Here is a 16,807-nt window from a genome sequence, read left to right as displayed (position 1 = left end):
TGATCCAGAACCTCGGCATGCTCCACCCGGTCGAGCGCACCGGTGCAGGAACGCAGCAGACGGGGTACGAGGGCGGCGGTGCGGACGGCCGGTGTCGGGCGCATCGGAGCAGTGGTCATAGCTGCCGGTTCCCCAGGACCGAACACGACAAAACGGAAGATTCACGGCACCACCCGGACGGCCACGAGCGGCGCCGCCGAGCGCCCGCGGCCCGAGCGCCGCCGCCGACGGCCCGAGCGGCCCCCGCCGACGGCCCGAGCGCATCGACGGTCTAGGTGGCTGTCAGCGGGGTCCCGGCGGCACGTCGGCGCGGCGCACCTCTCCGACGGTGCCGTCAGCCAGGGCGATCCGGGCGGTGACCCTCTTGCCGGAGGGTTCGAGACGGACGTCGAACGACTCGGTGACGGCCATGACGATCTCCAGGCCGTGTTGACCGACCCTGCCCGGATCTCCCGGTCGAGCGGCGGGATGTGCGCGGCCGCTGTCCCGTACGGTCACCTCCACCGCCCCGTCGGCGATGCGCAGTTCCATCCACAGGGGTCCCGGGGCGTACTTGCGGGCGTTGGTGACCAGTTCGCTGACCACGAGCCTGGTGAGGTCCACGGCCCGCGCGGACACCGCCACGCGCTGGTCGGTCCGGGCGCGGCCGAGGAATTCCGCGGCGAGGTGCCGTGCCTGGGCTATGCAGGTGTCGTCCTCGTCCAGGGCGAAGAAGGCGGTCGTCGGACGGGCACGCGTCTCCCCGTCGCCGTCACCGTCGAGTGACTGCACGCTTCGTCACCTTCGCTCCCCTTGTCCCTCAGCGTCCGCCACGTGCGCCGCACCTCTTGTTTCTTCTTACTCCAAGTGCCCGGATCCGTGGGCACTGTTCGCCGTAGTATCTGCGGTGACTCCTCGCACAGGGAGTTCGCGGCCCAGCCGCTCCAGCGAACGCAGTCGAGGACTCGGTGACAGACGCCCACCCGAACCAGCGTGGCCAACTGACAGTCAGTGAATCCACCGTCGCCGGCATCCGGGTGGTCGCCCTGCGAGGCGAATTGGACCACACCACGCGTGCCCTCGCCGGAGGGGCGTTGACGCCACCGGCCGGCGCCACGGTACCCCGGACCGTTGCCGATCTCAGCCACCTGACCTTCATGGACTCGGCAGGCATCAACGCGCTCATCGCCGCGTACCGCGCATCCGCGGACGCCCAGGGCTGGTTGCGCGTGGCCTGCGCCCAGCCGACCGTGCTGCGGGTACTGCAACTGGTCGGCATCGACGCTCTCATTCCCTGCCTCCCCACGGTGCGCGAGGCGCTGGAGAGCTGACCCCCGACAGGGCGTGCCGTAGGCTGCGCAAGCCGCGTGTTGGCACATCAGTACGAAAAACGAAGGAGCGTCCACATGGCGAAGCCGGGCAACACCGTAGAGCTGGTGAGGCTCCTTTCGGACGACGACCGGGACCTGGCCGCCGTGTGGGTCGCCGAGGTGTCGCGGTCGCTGGGCAATCGCGTGAGCGGGGCCGAGGTCGACCGCGAACTCCGGGAGCTGTACGAAGCCTTGGTGGCGGCGCTGCGAGAGGGGGCGGTCGACGTCCACTCGGAGCAGATGTACGAGGTCCGCGCCCTGCTGACCGAACTGTCCCGCAACCGCGCACGCCAGGGGTTCTCGCCGAGCGAGACGGCCGTCAGCGTCTTCGCGCTGAAGCAGGTGCTGGAACCCCTGCTGGCGGACGGGTCCGTGGCGGAGATCCAGGCCTATCTGCGGCTCGGCGGGATCCTGGACGGCCTGGGGCTCTTCACCATCGAGACCTACACGCAGACCCGGGAGGAGCTGATCACCGCGCAGGCCGAGCAGCTCCTGGAGCTGTCCACGCCGGTCGTGCGGCTGTGGGACGGCGTGATCGCCGTACCGCTGGTCGGCACCCTGGACTCGGCACGGACCCAGGTGGTGATGGAGAAGCTGCTGCAGGCTCTCGTCGACACCGGTTCGGAGCAGGCGATCATCGACATCACCGGCGTGCCCGCCGTGGACACCCAGGTCGCCCAGCACCTCCTCAAGACCATCGTCGCCGCCCGGCTGATGGGCGCCGAGTGCACCGTGTCCGGGATCAGCCCGCAGATCGCGCAGACCATCGTGGCCCTCGGCATCGAGTTCGACGGGATCGTGACGAAGGCCAGCCTGGCCGACGCGCTCAAGCTGGCCCTGCGCCGGTCCGGCGTGGACATGGTCACGCACCAGAGCGCGCAGCGATGAGCGAACGCATCCCGGTCCTGCGGATCGGAGACATCCTGCTGGTCTCCGTCCAGTCCGACCTGGAGGACCAGACGGTCCTGAACCTCCAGGAGGATCTGGCCGACCAGATCGTCGCCAGGTCGGCGACGGGTGTCGTCATCGACATCAGCGCCCTGGAGATCGTCGACTCCTTCGTGGGCCGCATGCTGGCGACGATGGCCGCCATCTCCCGCATGCTCGACGCCCGTACCGTGGTGGTCGGCATGCGCCCGGCCGTGGCCATCACCCTGGTCGAGCTGGGCCTGTCACTCGGCGGTGTGAGTACGGCCCTGGACCTGGAGAAGGGCCTGGCGAAGCTGCGCCGGCCCTCCGGTTCGGCCCCGCGATGACCGCGCTCTGGACAGCGGAAGAGGAGCTCCAGGTCCATCCCATCGCGCGCAGCGCGGACCTCGTCCACGTCCGCCAGGTCATCCGGACGCTGTCCCAGCAGTGCGGCCTCTCCCTGGTCGACCAGACGAAGATGATCACAGCCGCGAGCGAACTCGCCCGCAACACACTGACCTACGGCGGCGGCGGGACGGTCCGGACCGGCCTGGTCAGCACCCGCGGCAGACGAGGGGTGGCCGCCGTCTTCGAGGACACGGGACCCGGTATCCCCGATGTCGAGCAGGCGATGACGGACGGCTGGACATCGGGCAGCGGCCTGGGCCTGGGCCTGAGCGGCGCCCGTCGCCTCGTCGACGACTTCGAGCTGAACACCGCACCGGGCGAGGGCACCGCCGTGACCATCGTCAAGTGGGTGCGGTGAACACCGCGACCACCGTGGACGGCGAGGACGTGGCGTGGTTCCGGGACAGCGACTCGCTGGCACCGGCCGCCCGGGCCGCGGCGGCCACGCTGGCCCGGCGGCTGGGGCTCGCCGCACATCGCAGCGCCGAGGTCGCCCTCGCCGTCACCGAGGCCGCCACGAACCTGCAACGGCACGCCGAGGACGGAGTGTTGCTGCTGCGCGTGGTGCGCTCCGACGGTCTGGCCGGAGTCGAGTTCCTCACCATCGATTCGGGCCCCGGCATGGCGGACGTACGTGCCGCGCTGAGTGACGGAGCGTCCAGCGCCGGCACCCTCGGGATCGGGCTGGGCGCGGTCGCCCGGCTCTCCGACCATTTCGACCTGCACTCCGTGCCGGGCCGCGGCACGGTGATGACCGCGCGGTTCTGGCCCCGCACCGCCGACGGCAGGGCCGTCCACACCCCGCCGGCCGCGTCCGCCGCCGGCCTGACCCGGCCCATCAGCGGTGAGACCGTGTGCGGGGACGCCTGGGCCTTCCGTACCGTCCCCGCCGGGAGCGGCCGGCCGGTGAGCCTGCTGATGCTGTGCGACGGTCTCGGACACGGGCCTCTCGCGGCCCGCGCCAGTCAGGCGGCGGTCAAGGCGTTCCACGAGGCACGCGACCCGAGTCCGGCGGGCGTCCTCGACGCCGTGCACTCCGCCCTGCGCGGGACACGTGGCGGAGCGGTCGCCGTGGCGCGGATCGAACCCGACGCGGGCCGGGTGCTGTACTGCGGGATCGGCAACGTCAGCGGTTTCCTCATCGGTGACGGCCCGCGCCGCGCACTGCTCTCGGCTCCCGGAATCGTCGGCGCGCACATGCGGCGTCTGAGGACGTTCGAGGAACCGCTGCCCGACCACGGCGCCCTGGTGATGCACTCGGACGGCCTGACCGAACGCTGGAACCACGAGACGCTGCCGGGCCTGCTGGGCCACTCACCGCTCGTCGTGGCCGGACACCTGCTCCGTGAAGCAGGTGTCCGGCGGGACGACGCGAGTGTCGTGGTCGTCAAGGGGGCCTGGTGACCGAGGACGGGCGAGGTGATGATGACGCCCAACGGGCTTGAGCGGACTCCGGGCAGCCGCGAGCGGCGCGCACGTCCGGCGTCCGTCCCGACCGGCCGGGTGACACGTTTCCGCCTCTTCTCCGCCCAGGACGTCTTCAGCCTGCGCCGAAGCGCTCAACAGGCGGCCGCCGCACTGGCGTTGGACCGGCAGGACCAGGTCCGGCTGGCGACCGCGCTGAGCGAACTCGGCAGGGACCGGCTCGGCTGCCACGACCTGGAGGTCACCTTCGGGCTGGACGGGGCGGACCGGCCCACGGCCCTCGTCGTCACGTTCTCCTGGAGCGGCGGACCCCCGCCCGCCCCGGACACGCTCGACCTCGTCGGGAAGCTCGTACAGGTCGACCAGGAGGCGGGCGCGCCCCTCGGCCGCGTCGTCATCACCCAGCCGCTCCCCGCCGACGACACGAAGCCCGACGAGCGGCAGAACCGGCTGGCCGAGGCCCTCCACGGCGGCACCGGAACCACCGAGGCCGACCATCTCCGCGCGCAGACAAGGGATTTGATCGCCACACTGGAGGAGACCCGCGCCCAGCGGGAGGAGCTCCGCCGGCTCAACGAGGAGCTGGAGGAGACCAACCGCGGAGTACTCGCCCTGTACTCGGAGCTGACCCAGGAGCTCGAGACCACCAACAGCGGGGTGCTGGCGCTCCACTCCGAACTGGAGGACAAGCGCCACCAGTTGCAGGAGGCAAGTGAGGCGAAGACCCGGTTCTGGACGAACATCAGCCACGAGCTGCGCACTCCCGTCAACTCCGTGGTCGCCCTCTCCAGGCTGCTGCTGGCCCCCAGTTCCCCGCCCCTCGTCGGTGAACAGCGGGAGCAGGTCGAACTCATCGCATCGTCCGGCCACTCGCTCCTGTCACTGGTCAACGACCTCCTCGATGTCGCGAAGGCCGAAGCAGGCCACCTCGCCATCCACCCGGAACCCGTCGACCTGCGCCTGCTCGTCACCCACCTGAGCCGGCTCCTCCTCAGCAGCCACGGCCGGGAGGGCGTCACGCTGGCCACCCCCGGACTGGAGCGGTATCCGACGCTGGTCACCGACGAGACCCTGCTGGTCCGGATCCTGCGCAACGTCCTCTCCAACGCCCTGAAGTTCACCGAACAGGGCGAGGTACGCCTGACCGTCACCGCGGACCCGGAACCCGCCGCCCCCGCGGTCCTGTTGACCGTCACCGACACGGGCGTCGGTATCCCTCCGGAGGAACTCGACCGCGTCTTCGAGGCGTTCTACCAGGTTCGCGGCCCGCTGCAGAGCAAGCGGCCGGGCACCGGGCTGGGCCTGCCGTACGCCCGTACCCTCACCGAACTCCTCGGCGGGTCCCTCACCCTCACCAGTCAGGCCGGCGCCGGCACCCGGGTACGCATACGCCTGCCGGATCTCGGTCACATGTACCCGAAGGAACCAGACGCGGGAGGAACGAGCCGTGACCGGTAGAGCCGAGGACCTCCTGCCCGCCACCGTCCTCGTCATCGACGACAACGAGACGAACCGCTACCTGCTCACCAGTTGGCTGAAGCGCGCGGGACACGCCGTGACCGCCGTCGCGACGGGCGAGCAGGGCCTGGGCCGCCTGGACTCCACACCCACCGACGCGCTTCCGGACCTGGCGATCATCGACGTCCTCCTCCCGGACATGAGCGGCTTCGAGGTCAGCGAACGCGTCAAGGGCTCCCCGCGGACGGCCCATCTGCCGATCATCCAGATCTCCGCCGCCGCGATGAGCCCGGACGACCACGCGGAGGGCCTGCGACGGGGTGCGGACGCCTACCTCGACCAGCCGATCGACCCCGGCGAACTCCTCGCCACCGTCACCGCCACCCTGCGCTACACGAGGGCCCGCCGACGCGCCGAGCGGCTCGCGCAGCGCCTGATGGCACTGAACAGCGCGACGCTGGACGTCTACAGCGCTGTCGGATTCCACTCCTTCGCCTCCGCGGCGACCGGCGGGGCGGCGGCCGTGCTGGCCGGTCCGGCCACCGCGGTGTTCCTCTCACCGCAGGGACAGGCGGTGCACAGCACGATCGAGGGGCCGGGGAGCACCGTACGCACGCACCCGGTCCCTCCCGGACTTCCCGACCAACTGGCGGCCCGCTGCCTGCACGAGGAGACCGGCATCGCGATCACCCGTCTCCCCGCGGGCCAGTGGCGGGCCCTGCTGCCCGCCGACCGTCTCCAGGGGGACATCGCTCTGGCGGTCGCCCGTACCAAGCGCGGCCGTCCCCCGGTCTGCCTCGCGGTGCCCGCCGCCGCCCTGCACGGTACCGACGACGAACAGTGCTTCCAGCAGCTCGCCAACTCCAGCGCGCTGGCGCTCGAGGCACTGCGCACCTTCAACGAGGAACACGCCCTGGGCCTCGCCCTGCAACGCTCCTTCCTCCCCAAGGAGATGCCGACCGTCCCGGGTGTCGAGCTGGCCTTCCGCTACCTGCCCGCCTCCGAACACGCGGAGATCGGCGGCGACTTCTACGAGGCGGTACAGACCGTCAACGGCCTGCTGCTCGCCATCGGAGACGTCGTCGGCCATTCGCTGACCGCCGCCACCGTCATGGGCGAGGTACGCCACGCCCTGCGCGCCTACGCCATCGAGGGCCATCCTCCGCATCACATCCTGCAACGGCTCGAAACGCTCCTGCGTCAGTCCCAGCCCGGCATCACGGTCACCCTCTGTCTCGCCCTCGTCACCCCGGACCACCGCCTGCACATCGCCAACGCCGGTCACATCCCCCCGCTGGTGATCGACCCGCGGGAAGGTCCCCGCTTCCACCACCCGCACGGGCCGCTGCTGGGACTGGGACTCCCCCATCCGCCGCCCGCCGTCCTCGCCGCCCCGCCCGGGACCCGGCTGCTCATGGTCACGGACGGCCTCGTCGAGGTCCGCACCACCACGCTCGACGCCAGCCTCGCCGAACTGCGCGACACCGTCGCCGGCGGCCCGGCCGACCTGGAGGACATGTGCGACCTGCTGCTCGACCGCTTCGGGCGGAGCAAGGACGACGACATCGCACTGATCACAGCTCTGCTCTCGTAGGACATCGGGATGCCCTTCCCGCGGGCGGCGGGCGACGGTCGTTCCACCGGTCTCGGCGGTCACGACGGCTGGTCCGGGGCTTCCGTCCGCGCGTGCGCGTCCACATGTCCGGTGCGGCGGCGTACGAGGCCGGGGCCCATGCGGGCGCGGAACGGTTCGGCCCGGAGGGAGCCGGGAGCACACGCGGTGTTAAGGCGCTCGATTTCCATGACCTCACCTTGTCCGACACCACCCGCACCACCCGTGTACCGACCCATCGCCATTTGGCCCACTTCCTGGGCACCTCGGACACACACATCCTCCGGGACCGGCCGTCGGACGACCTGACTCCTGCCCGACGCGCGGCCCAGCCACTCATGGAGAAGGCGGGCGCGGACCGGCCGGGCGCGCTGCACGCGGCGATCGATCTCGTACGGCGCGGCGGTACCGTCTCGCTCTCCGGGGGGTACGGCGGTGCCATGGCCCCCCTGCCGCGTCCTTGAACGGGCCGTGCTCGTCGGCCGCCCTGCCCGGAGCGGTCCGCCGATGATTCCCCGAGCCACTACCCGCGTCGATGTCGTGCCGTGCCGACCGGTTCGATCAGGTCTGAGGACGATCAGGCGGGGGACTCGGACGTCAAGACCGGGTGCGGCAGCGTTTCCCCCGGGGGGAGCCGGCTCGGTACAGGCTTCTCCGGTTCAGCCCGTGAGCCGGAGAGGCCGCCCCCGCGGCCCGCGCTTCTCCCGAGCGCTTCCCGCTCGAACCCGATTTCGCCACCACCCCTCCCCCGTCGGTGAGTTGTACCGTTGTGCCGCGCGGTGCTCGGCGCGCGGCACGCGGTGCGCGAGGAACCGACGAGGCCGTCGCGGACGCCCGCCACGCGACAAGGGGCCCTGCACCGGACCTCGTTCCACTCGGAGCTGGGACGTGGCCGGCATCCGGCGGTTGTCCTTGACCCGGCCGTTCTGGGTACTCGCGCCTGCGACCCCGGGCCGACAGGCCCGGCGGGCGGAAACGGAACGGGAGGTGAGCGCCGTGTCGAGTGCGGAGCCGCACCATGCCTCGATGGGCCCCAGCACGGAGCGCTCCGGCCAGGAGTCGGTGAGTGAGCTGGTGCAACTCGCCTCGCAGCAGCTGACCGAGCTGGTGCGCGGCGAACTGAGGCTGGCGCAGGCGGAGATGAAGGAGAAGGGCAGGCACTACGGCAAGGGAGGCGGCCTGTTCGGCGGCGCCGGTGTCATCGGGTTCCTGATGCTCCAGGCGTTGGTCACCGGCGTCATCGCCGCGCTCGCCGTGGTGCTGCCGGTCTGGGCGGCGGGTCTGATCGTCCCCGCCGCCCTCGCGGTGATCGCCGCGGTGCTGCTCAAGAGCGGCAGGAAGCAGTTCGGACGGGCGGCTCCGCCCACGCCCGAGCAGACGGTCGAGAACGTGAAGGCCGACGTGGCCACGATCAAGGAGAGTGCGCACCGATGACCCAGCCGCCCCACGACGAACCCACCGCATCCAGCCCCGAAGAACTCCGTATGCAGGTCGAGCAGACCCGTACCGAGCTCGGGGAGACCGTTCAGGACCTGGCGGCGAAGACCGACGTCAAGGCGCGTGCCCGGCAGAAGGGCGCCGAAGTCAATGAGCAGGCCGCCGAGAAGGGCGAGCGGCTGAAGAAGCAGGCCGCCGACAAGGCCGGGGAGCTGAAGGCGAAGGCCGGCGAGGCCGCTCATCAGGCGCAGGAGCGGCTGCCCGAGCCCGTCACGCACAGGGCTTCGCAGTTCGCACGGCTGGCACAGGACAATCGCAGGATCCTGTGGACGGTGGCGGGTGCGGCCGTCGTGATCTGGCTGGTCGGCCGCCGTACGAAGAGGTGAGCCGGATGAAGGCGTCGAAGATCGCTTACAAACCGGTGGGCATGGCCCTCGGCATGGCCGCGGGCCTGGCCGCGGGAGCGCTGTTCAAGCGGACGTGGAAGGTACTGGCCCACGAAGACGACGCGCCGGACGCCACCGACGAGAACCGGTCCTGGCCGGAGGTACTCCTCGCCGCCACGCTCCAGGGCGCGATCTTCGCGACGGTGAAGGCGGCCGTGTACCGGGCGGGAGCCGTCGGCGTCCGCGGCCTGACCGGAACCTGGCCCGGCTGACGTGCCGCCGCCGCGCGCCGCCGCCGCGAGGTGTCGGCGTCGGCGGCAGCCCTTGCGGGCGGGCGCCGGTTTCGCGCGCAGGGCACCTGAGCCGCGGCGCGGACGAGCCGACCGCACGCGAGAAGACCTGCGCGAGGGGAAGCGCCCGTCGTACGCGCGTGCTTCGGCCCGCGCTCCGTACGACCGGGAAGCGTCGGCGGGCTCCTGCGGGGAACCCGACCGCGCACAGGCCCAGGACGGCCGCGCCCCTCCGGGCGGAGCGTTCCAGTGGCGCGGACGCGGACGAATGAGGCGCTCACCGTGGAGAATCGCAACGACCCGGACGACGTCGTGCTGTCGACGCACGAACGCCTCGTCCTGTGGCACATAGAGGGGCAGCTCAACGCCGACCGGCGACTGGTCCGGCGGATGGGACGCGTGGACACCCGGCCGTGGCTGCCCCTGTCGGTGGCCGCCCTGACCTGTGCGTCCCTGCTCCTCCTCGTCCTGGGAATCCTCACCTCCAGCCTCGCCGTCCTGGGGGGCTTCGCCGCGCTGTGGCCGGTCACGCTGCTGCTGGCCCTCCGGCTGGCGCGGCGTACGCCCGGCGGCGAGGGCCGCGGCAGGCCGTGACCGCGGCCGCCGGGACGGGGCACCTGGGCGCCGTCGCCGGCCGTTCGTCCCGCGAGGTGCCGCGTCGGACCGGAACCGGCCCGACCGCACACGCACACTTCGGCGGCGCTCGACACGGTCCTCCGTTGCCTACGCGCCGCCGGAGCCGTCCTGGCGGCCGGGCGGCCGCCAGCCGTTGCCGAGGATGCCGAAGACCTCCTCCACTGCCGCCCCGCGGTCCTTCTGCCGTTGGGCCAGGCCGGGGATCTCCAGGACGAAACGGGCCAGGGTGGCGCAGGCGAGGTTGTCGTGGTCCACGCCGTACTCGTCGGCGATGGCCGCGCTGAGGGTGTCGGCGTGCCGGGTCCACATGCGTTCGGCGTAGGCGCGAAGCACCGGCGTGGAGTTGACCAGGTCGGTGAACTCCACTCGCTGCGGGTGCTCGGCGATCGGCAGCCAGGTGGCGAGCACGTGCTCCCGCAGGGCGTCGAGCACGCTCTGCCCTTCGGGCCGTTCCCGTACGGCCGCGGTCAGGCGTGCGTCCGTGCTCTCCTCCTGGTCGAACACGAGGGCTTCCTTGCCGGTGAAGTGCTTGAACACCGTGGCGGTCGACACGTCCGCGGTCTCGGCGATGTCTTTGATGCTCACGCGGTCGTAGCCGCGTTCCAGGAACAGTCGCAGTGCGGCGTCGGCGATCGCCTGCCGGGTGGCGGCCTTCTTGCGCTCTCGGCGGCTGACAACGGGCTCGGTCATGCCGCGACCCTATCCGAAGGTGCCACCCGAAGAAGAGTTGTCACGTTCTACTTTTCTATCTACTCTACTTTTCGTCCCGCGGGTCAGGACCCGGCACGGTCCTGCGCCCTCCCTGCACAGCGAAGGACGAATCCATGACCTCCCCGAGCCCCTCGGAAGCCCGGATCAGCATCATCGGAGCCGGGCCGGGCGGCCTGACCTGCGCCCGGATCCTCCAGCGGCACGGCCTCGCGGTCACGGTCCACGACCGCGACGCCGGCCCCGACGCACGCGACCAGGGCGGCACCCTGGACCTGCACGCCGACAACGGCCAGATCGCCCTGCGCGAAGCCGGCCTGCTCGACGAGTTCTTCGAGCTGGCCCGCCCCGAAGGGCAGGAGATGCGCCGGCTGAACACGGCAGGCGCGATCACCTCCCACCAGATCCCCGCTCCCGACGAGCTGTTCAAGCCGGAAATCGACCGTGGCCGGCTGCGTGACCTGGTGCTCGGCTCCCTTCACCCCGGCACGGTGCGCTGGGGGCACGGCCTCGACCATGTCGGCGGTCCCGCCCACGGACCCCGCCTGCTGCACTTCACCGACGGCACCACCACCGAGACCGACCTGGTCATCGGGGCCGACGGCGCCTTCTCCAGGGTTCGCCGGGCACTCTCACCGGCCGTCCCGCGATACACCGGGATCAGCTTCCTGGAAGCGTGGTTCTCCGACGTCGAAGCCCGTCACCCCGACATCGCCGAACTGGTCGGCCAGGGCGGTGCGCACGCCGCCGACGGCGAACGCGGCATGTTCGCCCAGCGCAACGGCGACGACCACATCCGCGTCTACCTGGTCCAGCGCCTCCCCGCCGACTGGATCACCGCCGGTGGCCTGGCGCCCCAGGACACCGCAGGCATCCGCGCCCGGCTCCTGGAGCACTACGCCCTCTGGTCACCCCGCATGAAGCAGCTGATCACCGACAACGACGGCCCCTACGTCGACCGCCCGATCCTCGCCCTGCCCGTGCCGCACACCTGGGGACACGCGCCGACCGCGACCCTGCTCGGCGACGCCGCCCACCTCATGCCGCCCCTCGGCGTCGGCGTCAACCTCGCCATGCTCGACGCGAGCGACCTCGCCCTGTCCCTGGCGAACGCCGCGACCGTCGGCGACGCCGTCCGCGCCTACGAGAAGACCATGCTCCCCCGCTCCGCCGAGACCGCCCGAGCCCTCGAAGGCGGCGCCGAGCACCTGCTGACCACCGACTTCCCCGACCCCGGCGACGACGACCCCCGGCCCTGAACACCCGCACCTGGCCACTCGGGACATCCGTGCCGGTGGTCCGGCGGTCGCCGCCGCTGAGACCCACGGCACGGCGGATCTCCATATGGGGAAGGTGGGCCCGCCTCCCGGCATCGGTCCGGAAACGCGTCCGGCCGCGTGGCGTCACGTCCGCTCCTTCTTGGGAAAGACGTACTCGTCCAGGACCAGGCCGACGGCGACGGCCGCCGGGATGGCGACCAGGGCGCCGATGATGCCGAGGAGCGCACCGCCGATCAGCACGGCCACCACGGTGACCAGCGGATGGACGTCGACGGCGAACTTCATGGCCCGCGGCACGATGAGGTAGTCCTCGGCGACCCGGAAGACGATGTAGAAGACGGCCGTGGCGATCGCGACGGGCAGCGACACGGACAGTGCGACGAGGCTGACCACGATGCCCGCCAGGGTGGAGCCGACGATCGGGATCATGTCCATCAGGGCCGTGAAGACACCCAGGGCCGCGGCATAGGGCACACCGGTGGCCGCGCACCAGCCGGAGGTCGCCGCTCCGGCGATACCCGAGGTCACGAGGTTGCCGAGCATGAACTTGCCGATCCGGTTCATGATCTCGTCGGCCATGCCCTCGACGCGATCGCGGTGGCTGACCGCGACGAAGCGGAGGCTGAAATCCTTGATGGCCGGCAGCGCCGCCATGCAGTACAGGGTCACCGTGATCACGATCGCGATGGACGTGAGGGTGCTCAGGACGAGCTGGCCGGCGCCCAGGACTCCCCCGGCCAGGCCGCCCGCGCCGCCTCCCGAGCCGATCTGCTGCCTGGCCTTCTCCACCACGTGGTAGCGGTCCTCCAGGCGCCCGATCGCCGAGTGGTGGTCGTGGAGTTGCTGCAGCCAGCCCGGTACGGCGTCGACCAGGGCGGACACCTCCTTGGTCACCGGCGGGATCACCAGGGCCAGGAACCCGCCGAGGACCGCGACGAATCCCGTCAGCACGATCGCGACGGCCAAGCCCCGCCGCAGGCCACGGCGCGTGAACCACACGACGAACGGCTCCAGGCTGATCGCGACGAACACCGCCAGCAGCAGCAACGTCAGCATCGAGCCGACCCGCAGAACCGTCTGGACGGCCAGCCACGCCAGGCTCGCCCCCAGGCCCAGGGCGAACCCCACGGTCACCCATGACCGCCGGGGCCGCCCGCGCGAGACCGGCCGCGAATGCTCGTGGAGTTCGGACGAGGATGCCGGCGGGCCGTCAGAGGGCCCTTCGCCGACGGCGTGCGGCACGTTCCCGCCACCGGTGCCGTGTTTCTCGCGGCCGGTCTCCGACCCGGACTGCGCCGACATCGTTCCCCCTCTGCTGGACTGTCTCGGACAGGCGCCGGTGTCCGCGGGCGGCGCCCCTGGCCGCTGTTCGCCCGGGACGGTGCGGACGGGACAGGCCCCGGGTTACCAGGACGCTCCACCGGAACCCTTCGCGAGCGGGCGAACACGGCGCGAAGACCGACCCCGGGGCCGGCGGTACCGTCCCCCGAGGCCAGGCGCCCTCACATGACGGTCGGCGACATCATGACTTCGGTGAACGTGACGCGCCCGTACCCCCGGACGACCATCGGCCGGAATCCGATGCATGGGTCCTCGGGGCATGGGCACCCGCCGCTCCGAGGAAACGAATCCGAATTCCAAGGAACGCTGATCCGCTTCGCAGTTCGGTTGTTGAGCGTGCAATGCGTTTCTGTGAGGGAGTAGTTTTATGAGTGACAGCATCTGGGGCTACCAGCCGACTGCCGGCCACATTCCCGGCAACGACCTGATCGGCTACAAGGTCGAGGCCACGGACGGCAGCATCGGCAAGGTCGACAAGCACTCGGACGACGTCAACTCCTCGTATCTGGTGGTCGACACCGGAGTCTGGATCTTCGGCAAGCACGTCCTGCTGCCGGCCGGCACGGTGCGCGCCATCGACCAGACCGAGCGGAAGATCTTCGTCGACCTCACCAAGGACGAGATCAAGGACTCGCCGGAGTTCGACAAGGACAAGCACGTGGGCGACGCGGGTTACCACGAGCAGGTGGGCAGCTACTACACGAACCGTCGCCCCATCTGACTCCGAGCCAGCAGCCGCGAAGCGGGGGCCGGCCGTGGGTGACCACGGCCGGCCCCCGCGACCGTGCGCGTCCGTGCACCGCCCCACCACGACGCCGCCGGGCGGGGCAGGAATCCAGCCCTGGCGACAGGTTCTTCCTCCGTGCCGACGGAATCATCGAGCCCCGGGGGTGCTTGACCATTTCATACGCCCTCGACATCCAACTGCTCCGCGCGCCGGAGCAGATATTCAGGCAGTTTCGAACTGACCCCCAACACCTCGATTCCGATGAGGCGGCCCTGCTCGTCGAAGTCGAGGTTGATCATGCCGTCGACGTCCACCGGATCGCAGGCGTACATGTACGCGGCCCGCACGCACACCTGCGGTTGGGTGAGGTATATGTACGCCGCGTTCGCGGTGTTGTCGTAGGTGACCCTGACGTCTGCCACGCTGAGCGGGCTCCCTTCCTGTAGCTGATTTCTGCGCCGTACTTGTCCTTGCGTCCGTGGCATCGACCTCTGGTTGACGGAGTGAGCTGCGGACCGGCGCGGCCTTGACGATGTCGGTGGCGCGGATGGCGCTGCGACGCATTTTGCGCGGGAGCCGCCGACTCTCGACGGTGGCAGTGCCCTGCTGCCGACAGCCCGCATCCTGGCGTGCGACGAGTTCGCCGCCCGTTTCCCGGTCGGGAGGGTGCTTCCACGGCCTCGCAGGCACCCGGATCGTTCGCCCGGATCCCTGACAGCCCGCCACCACGACTCCTAGCGTTGCCATATGACCGACGACCTCGATGCTGTCCTCGCCCGGATCGACGCCTGGCTGGAGGCCAACGCCCCCGCGGATCACGCCGCCCTGAACCCACCCGCCGCGCAGGACCACATCGACGCCATCGCCGACCGTCGGTTCCCTCTGCACCCCGATCTGGTGACGTGGCTGGGACGTCACGACGGAGTCACCGCGACGAAGGGGCATGCCGGTCCGGGCGTGATCCTCCCCGAAGGGTTCATCCTGAGCGGCGCCGAGGGGATGCGTGCCGGTCAACGAACGATGGAGGAGGCACTGGCCGAATGGATCGACGAGAACGAGTCGGAGGACCCCGACCTGCGGGACGTATACGACGGGGTCTACGGGTACCTCTTCCACGTCCGATGGGTCCCGATCGCCACGGACATCACCGGAGGCAAACTCATCCTCGACCACCGTGACGGAGACCGGTTCGGAAACGTGCTGTACGGCCTGCAGGCCGGGGACACGGACGGGCCGGAGAAGGTGTGGGACAGCCTGTCGCACATGTTCCGGGACCTTCTCGTCGCCCTGAGCGAGGGGACACGGATCCGCCTGTCCAGTCATGCCGATCCGGTGACACCACGTCTGACCCTCACCGGCAGCGACACCTTCGTGAGGTGGGAGTAGGGCAGAGCGGCACTGCGAACCGTGGCGTGTCGGACCCACGTGTGACAAGCGGGCCACCCCTTGACTGCGTTCAGACCCGACGGGTGAGTTCTCGTCGCCGGTGGGCTCGGGGATGCGGTGCGGGTGTCGGAGAACCGTCCGCGTACTCGGCGGGCCGGGGTCACCACGGTCGTCGGTACCGGCGGACCGTGCCCGTCTGCTGTGCGCCGCCTTCGCTCTGCGACGCGTACCGGCGCAGCCGTTCCCTGCGAAGACGGCGCCGTTTCCGGTTCCTCCTGATCCGCTCGCCGCATGCGCGGCCGGCGATCAGGACCAACAGCGTCGCGAGGAGTACGGCCATGATCGCCTGGGCCGTGCATGCCACGATCAGATCAGCCCAGGACAAGCCGTAGGCGATCGCCGCCGAACACGTCGACGCCGCGCCCAGCACCATCAGGTACCGGTTCGTCGAATCGGGAACCGACTGCCCCCTGGCGGCCCACCGCCTGAGACCTTCGGCGAACCAGAACCACACCAACACCACTGCTTCGAGCGCTGACAACACCACTGCCAGGCCGACGTCCGCGAGTAACCTCATGGCCGCCATCGTCTGGCAGAGGGCCGTCATCCACCTGAGTACGGCTACTCAGGGGAACTGCGACCACGACGTCAATGGCCGAGGGTGCGAACGGTCGGCTTGGCCGGCTTCCCGGACGACGCGGGGTCGCCGCGACGCGCGGGACCCAGGCTGCCGTCCGCTCGGCGTTCGGCTACGCCCGCCGGAAAGGCGAAGCCGGTCAGCGGTCGGCTTCCGGGGCGAACGACTCGATGTAGGCGAGCGCGCCGTACAACGCGTTGCGCAGGGGTGCGGAGTCGCCGGCCGCCTGGTCCAGCAGGGCGCCGCCCTGGAACGCCGCGGTGAGAAGGTGGGCGAGTGCGGCAGGGTCGGCCTCCGGGCGCAGTTCGCCGCGCTCGCGCATCCTGTCCAGGCCGCGCCTGAACAACGCCTGCCAGCGTTCGAAGCCGTCGGCCACCGCGTCACGGTGGGACGGCTCGTTCTTGACGACCTCGGCGGCCAGCGAGCCGAAGGTGCAACCGCCGCGCAGCATGTCCTGTGAGGCGACGTAGGAGTCGGCCCACCGGTGCAGGGCGGCGAAGCTGTCCAGCTCTCCGAGCTCGGGCGCCTGGTGGCGGGCGACGATGCTGTCGGCCTGCCAGGCGAGGACCGCGCGCACCAGGGACTCCTTGGTGGGGAAGTGACGCGTCAGCTGCGAGCCGCTGACCCCGGCGGCCTCCCGGATCTGCTCGTTGTTGGTGTTCTGCGCGCCCTGTTCGTAGATCAGCTCGGCGGCCGCCCTGACGATGCGCTCACGGGTGGCGAGCCCTTTGGCGGTCAGCTTCTGACCTGTCGCTTCGCTGGTGGTGGTCATGGCGACCATCGTACGACATGAAGGGGCTTGACAACCCATTCCGCAG

21 protein-coding genes and 1 pseudogene are annotated in these 16,807 nt (G+C 70.7%); 15 read left to right on the top strand and 7 right to left on the bottom strand.

The features are described 5' to 3' along the window. Positions 1-282 precede the first annotated feature (282 nt). Positions 283-771: an ATP-binding protein gene (locus ACFY3I_RS16920; protein WP_390861222.1), complete on the bottom strand. Its 489-nt coding sequence runs from the start codon at positions 769-771 to the stop codon at positions 283-285. A 176-nt stretch (positions 772-947) separates the two neighbouring features. Between ACFY3I_RS16920 and ACFY3I_RS16915 the strand changes: the two genes are divergently transcribed. From ACFY3I_RS16915 to ACFY3I_RS16860, 12 genes are all read left to right on the top strand, one after another. Continuing rightward, positions 948-1,310, top strand: a complete 363-nt coding sequence (locus tag ACFY3I_RS16915) for an STAS domain-containing protein (RefSeq protein WP_390861221.1) — start codon at positions 948-950, stop codon at positions 1,308-1,310. A gap of 75 nt (positions 1,311-1,385) precedes the next feature. Further along, the gene (locus ACFY3I_RS16910) at positions 1,386-2,237 is read left to right on the top strand and encodes an STAS domain-containing protein (protein WP_390861220.1); all 852 of its coding nucleotides are present in this window, start codon (positions 1,386-1,388) and stop codon (positions 2,235-2,237) included. Beyond that, entirely contained in the window at positions 2,234-2,605 is a 372-nt protein-coding gene (locus tag ACFY3I_RS16905; protein ID WP_390861219.1) for an STAS domain-containing protein, read from the top strand. Before ACFY3I_RS16910 ends, ACFY3I_RS16905 begins: the two co-directional genes overlap by 4 nt. Beyond that, complete coding sequence (locus ACFY3I_RS16900) at positions 2,602-3,024, top strand: anti-sigma regulatory factor (RefSeq protein WP_390861218.1); 423 nt, start codon at positions 2,602-2,604, stop codon at positions 3,022-3,024. The genes ACFY3I_RS16905 and ACFY3I_RS16900 overlap by 4 nt, the downstream gene beginning before the upstream one ends. Next, on the top strand, positions 3,012-4,070 hold the full coding sequence (locus tag ACFY3I_RS16895; protein WP_390861217.1) for an ATP-binding protein: 1,059 nt from the start codon (positions 3,012-3,014) through the stop codon (positions 4,068-4,070). The genes ACFY3I_RS16900 and ACFY3I_RS16895 overlap by 13 nt, the downstream gene beginning before the upstream one ends. An 18-nt stretch (positions 4,071-4,088) precedes the next feature. Continuing rightward, positions 4,089-5,549, top strand: a complete 1,461-nt coding sequence (locus ACFY3I_RS16890; RefSeq protein WP_390861216.1) for a sensor histidine kinase — start codon at positions 4,089-4,091, stop codon at positions 5,547-5,549. After that, the gene (locus ACFY3I_RS16885; protein ID WP_390861215.1) at positions 5,539-7,143 is read left to right on the top strand and encodes a SpoIIE family protein phosphatase; all 1,605 of its coding nucleotides are present in this window, start codon (positions 5,539-5,541) and stop codon (positions 7,141-7,143) included. Before ACFY3I_RS16890 ends, ACFY3I_RS16885 begins: the two co-directional genes overlap by 11 nt. Positions 7,144-7,235: 92 nt before the next feature. Continuing rightward, positions 7,236-7,625 carry a hypothetical protein gene (locus ACFY3I_RS16880; protein ID WP_390861214.1) on the top strand — a complete coding sequence of 130 codons (390 nt, stop codon included), beginning with the start codon at positions 7,236-7,238 and terminating at the stop codon, positions 7,623-7,625. Positions 7,626-8,187: 562 nt separating this feature from the next. Continuing rightward, positions 8,188-8,595, top strand: coding sequence for a phage holin family protein (locus ACFY3I_RS16875; RefSeq protein WP_390861213.1), 408 nt, complete (start codon positions 8,188-8,190; stop codon positions 8,593-8,595). Then, positions 8,592-8,984, top strand: a complete 393-nt coding sequence (locus ACFY3I_RS16870; RefSeq protein WP_390861212.1) for a DUF3618 domain-containing protein — start codon at positions 8,592-8,594, stop codon at positions 8,982-8,984. The genes ACFY3I_RS16875 and ACFY3I_RS16870 overlap by 4 nt, the downstream gene beginning before the upstream one ends. Before the next feature lie 5 nt (positions 8,985-8,989). After that, positions 8,990-9,256 (top strand): DUF4235 domain-containing protein, encoded by a 267-nt coding sequence (locus tag ACFY3I_RS16865; protein WP_390861211.1) that lies wholly within the window; start codon positions 8,990-8,992, stop codon positions 9,254-9,256. A gap of 300 nt (positions 9,257-9,556) precedes the next feature. After that, complete coding sequence (locus ACFY3I_RS16860) at positions 9,557-9,868, top strand: DUF3040 domain-containing protein (protein WP_390861210.1); 312 nt, start codon at positions 9,557-9,559, stop codon at positions 9,866-9,868. Between the two features lie 129 nt (positions 9,869-9,997). On the opposite strand, the gene ACFY3I_RS16855 is transcribed toward ACFY3I_RS16860, so the two are convergent. Beyond that, positions 9,998-10,600 carry a TetR/AcrR family transcriptional regulator gene (locus ACFY3I_RS16855; protein ID WP_390861208.1) on the bottom strand — a complete coding sequence of 201 codons (603 nt, stop codon included), beginning with the start codon at positions 10,598-10,600 and terminating at the stop codon, positions 9,998-10,000. 134 nt (positions 10,601-10,734) lie between these two features. Here ACFY3I_RS16855 and ACFY3I_RS16850 point away from each other — a divergent pair, with 134 nt between their 5' ends. Beyond that, positions 10,735-11,877 carry an FAD-dependent oxidoreductase gene (locus tag ACFY3I_RS16850; protein WP_390861206.1) on the top strand — a complete coding sequence of 381 codons (1,143 nt, stop codon included), beginning with the start codon at positions 10,735-10,737 and terminating at the stop codon, positions 11,875-11,877. 144 nt (positions 11,878-12,021) lie between these two features. Here the strand turns inward: ACFY3I_RS16850 and ACFY3I_RS16845 are convergent, their stop codons facing one another. Further along, a complete protein-coding gene (locus ACFY3I_RS16845) occupies positions 12,022-13,026 on the bottom strand; it encodes an AI-2E family transporter (RefSeq protein ID WP_390861205.1) in 1,005 nt (334 codons plus the stop codon). Positions 13,027-13,606: 580 nt separating this feature from the next. Here ACFY3I_RS16845 and ACFY3I_RS16840 point away from each other — a divergent pair. Further along, positions 13,607-13,960 (top strand): PRC-barrel domain-containing protein, encoded by a 354-nt coding sequence (locus ACFY3I_RS16840; RefSeq protein ID WP_390861204.1) that lies wholly within the window; start codon positions 13,607-13,609, stop codon positions 13,958-13,960. 182 nt (positions 13,961-14,142) lie between these two features. Here the strand turns inward: ACFY3I_RS16840 and ACFY3I_RS16835 are convergent, their stop codons facing one another. Then, positions 14,143-14,388, bottom strand: coding sequence for a DUF2283 domain-containing protein (locus ACFY3I_RS16835; RefSeq protein ID WP_390861203.1), 246 nt, complete (start codon positions 14,386-14,388; stop codon positions 14,143-14,145). Between the two features lie 100 nt (positions 14,389-14,488). Next, a pseudogene (locus tag ACFY3I_RS16830) lies at positions 14,489-14,686 on the bottom strand (IS5/IS1182 family transposase); the annotation flags it as partial. A gap of 27 nt (positions 14,687-14,713) precedes the next feature. On the opposite strand from ACFY3I_RS16830, the gene ACFY3I_RS16825 reads away from it, so the two are divergent. After that, positions 14,714-15,352, top strand: coding sequence for an SMI1/KNR4 family protein (locus tag ACFY3I_RS16825; RefSeq protein WP_390861202.1), 639 nt, complete (start codon positions 14,714-14,716; stop codon positions 15,350-15,352). Between the two features lie 160 nt (positions 15,353-15,512). On the opposite strand, the gene ACFY3I_RS16820 is transcribed toward ACFY3I_RS16825, so the two are convergent. Together ACFY3I_RS16820 and ACFY3I_RS16815 are read right to left on the bottom strand one after the other, a co-directional pair. Further along, on the bottom strand, positions 15,513-15,929 hold the full coding sequence (locus ACFY3I_RS16820; protein ID WP_390861201.1) for a DUF6234 family protein: 417 nt from the start codon (positions 15,927-15,929) through the stop codon (positions 15,513-15,515). Positions 15,930-16,128: 199 nt separating this feature from the next. Further along, entirely contained in the window at positions 16,129-16,761 is a 633-nt protein-coding gene (locus ACFY3I_RS16815) for a TetR/AcrR family transcriptional regulator (RefSeq protein WP_390861200.1), read from the bottom strand. Positions 16,762-16,807 lie beyond the last annotated feature (46 nt).

This window comes from Streptomyces sp. NPDC001068, from assembly GCF_042897315.1.
Taxonomy (GTDB): Bacteria; Actinomycetota; Actinomycetes; order Streptomycetales; family Streptomycetaceae; genus Streptomyces.
Note: the sequence above shows the minus strand (reverse complement) of the source record. Positions and strands in the feature narration are given on the sequence as shown.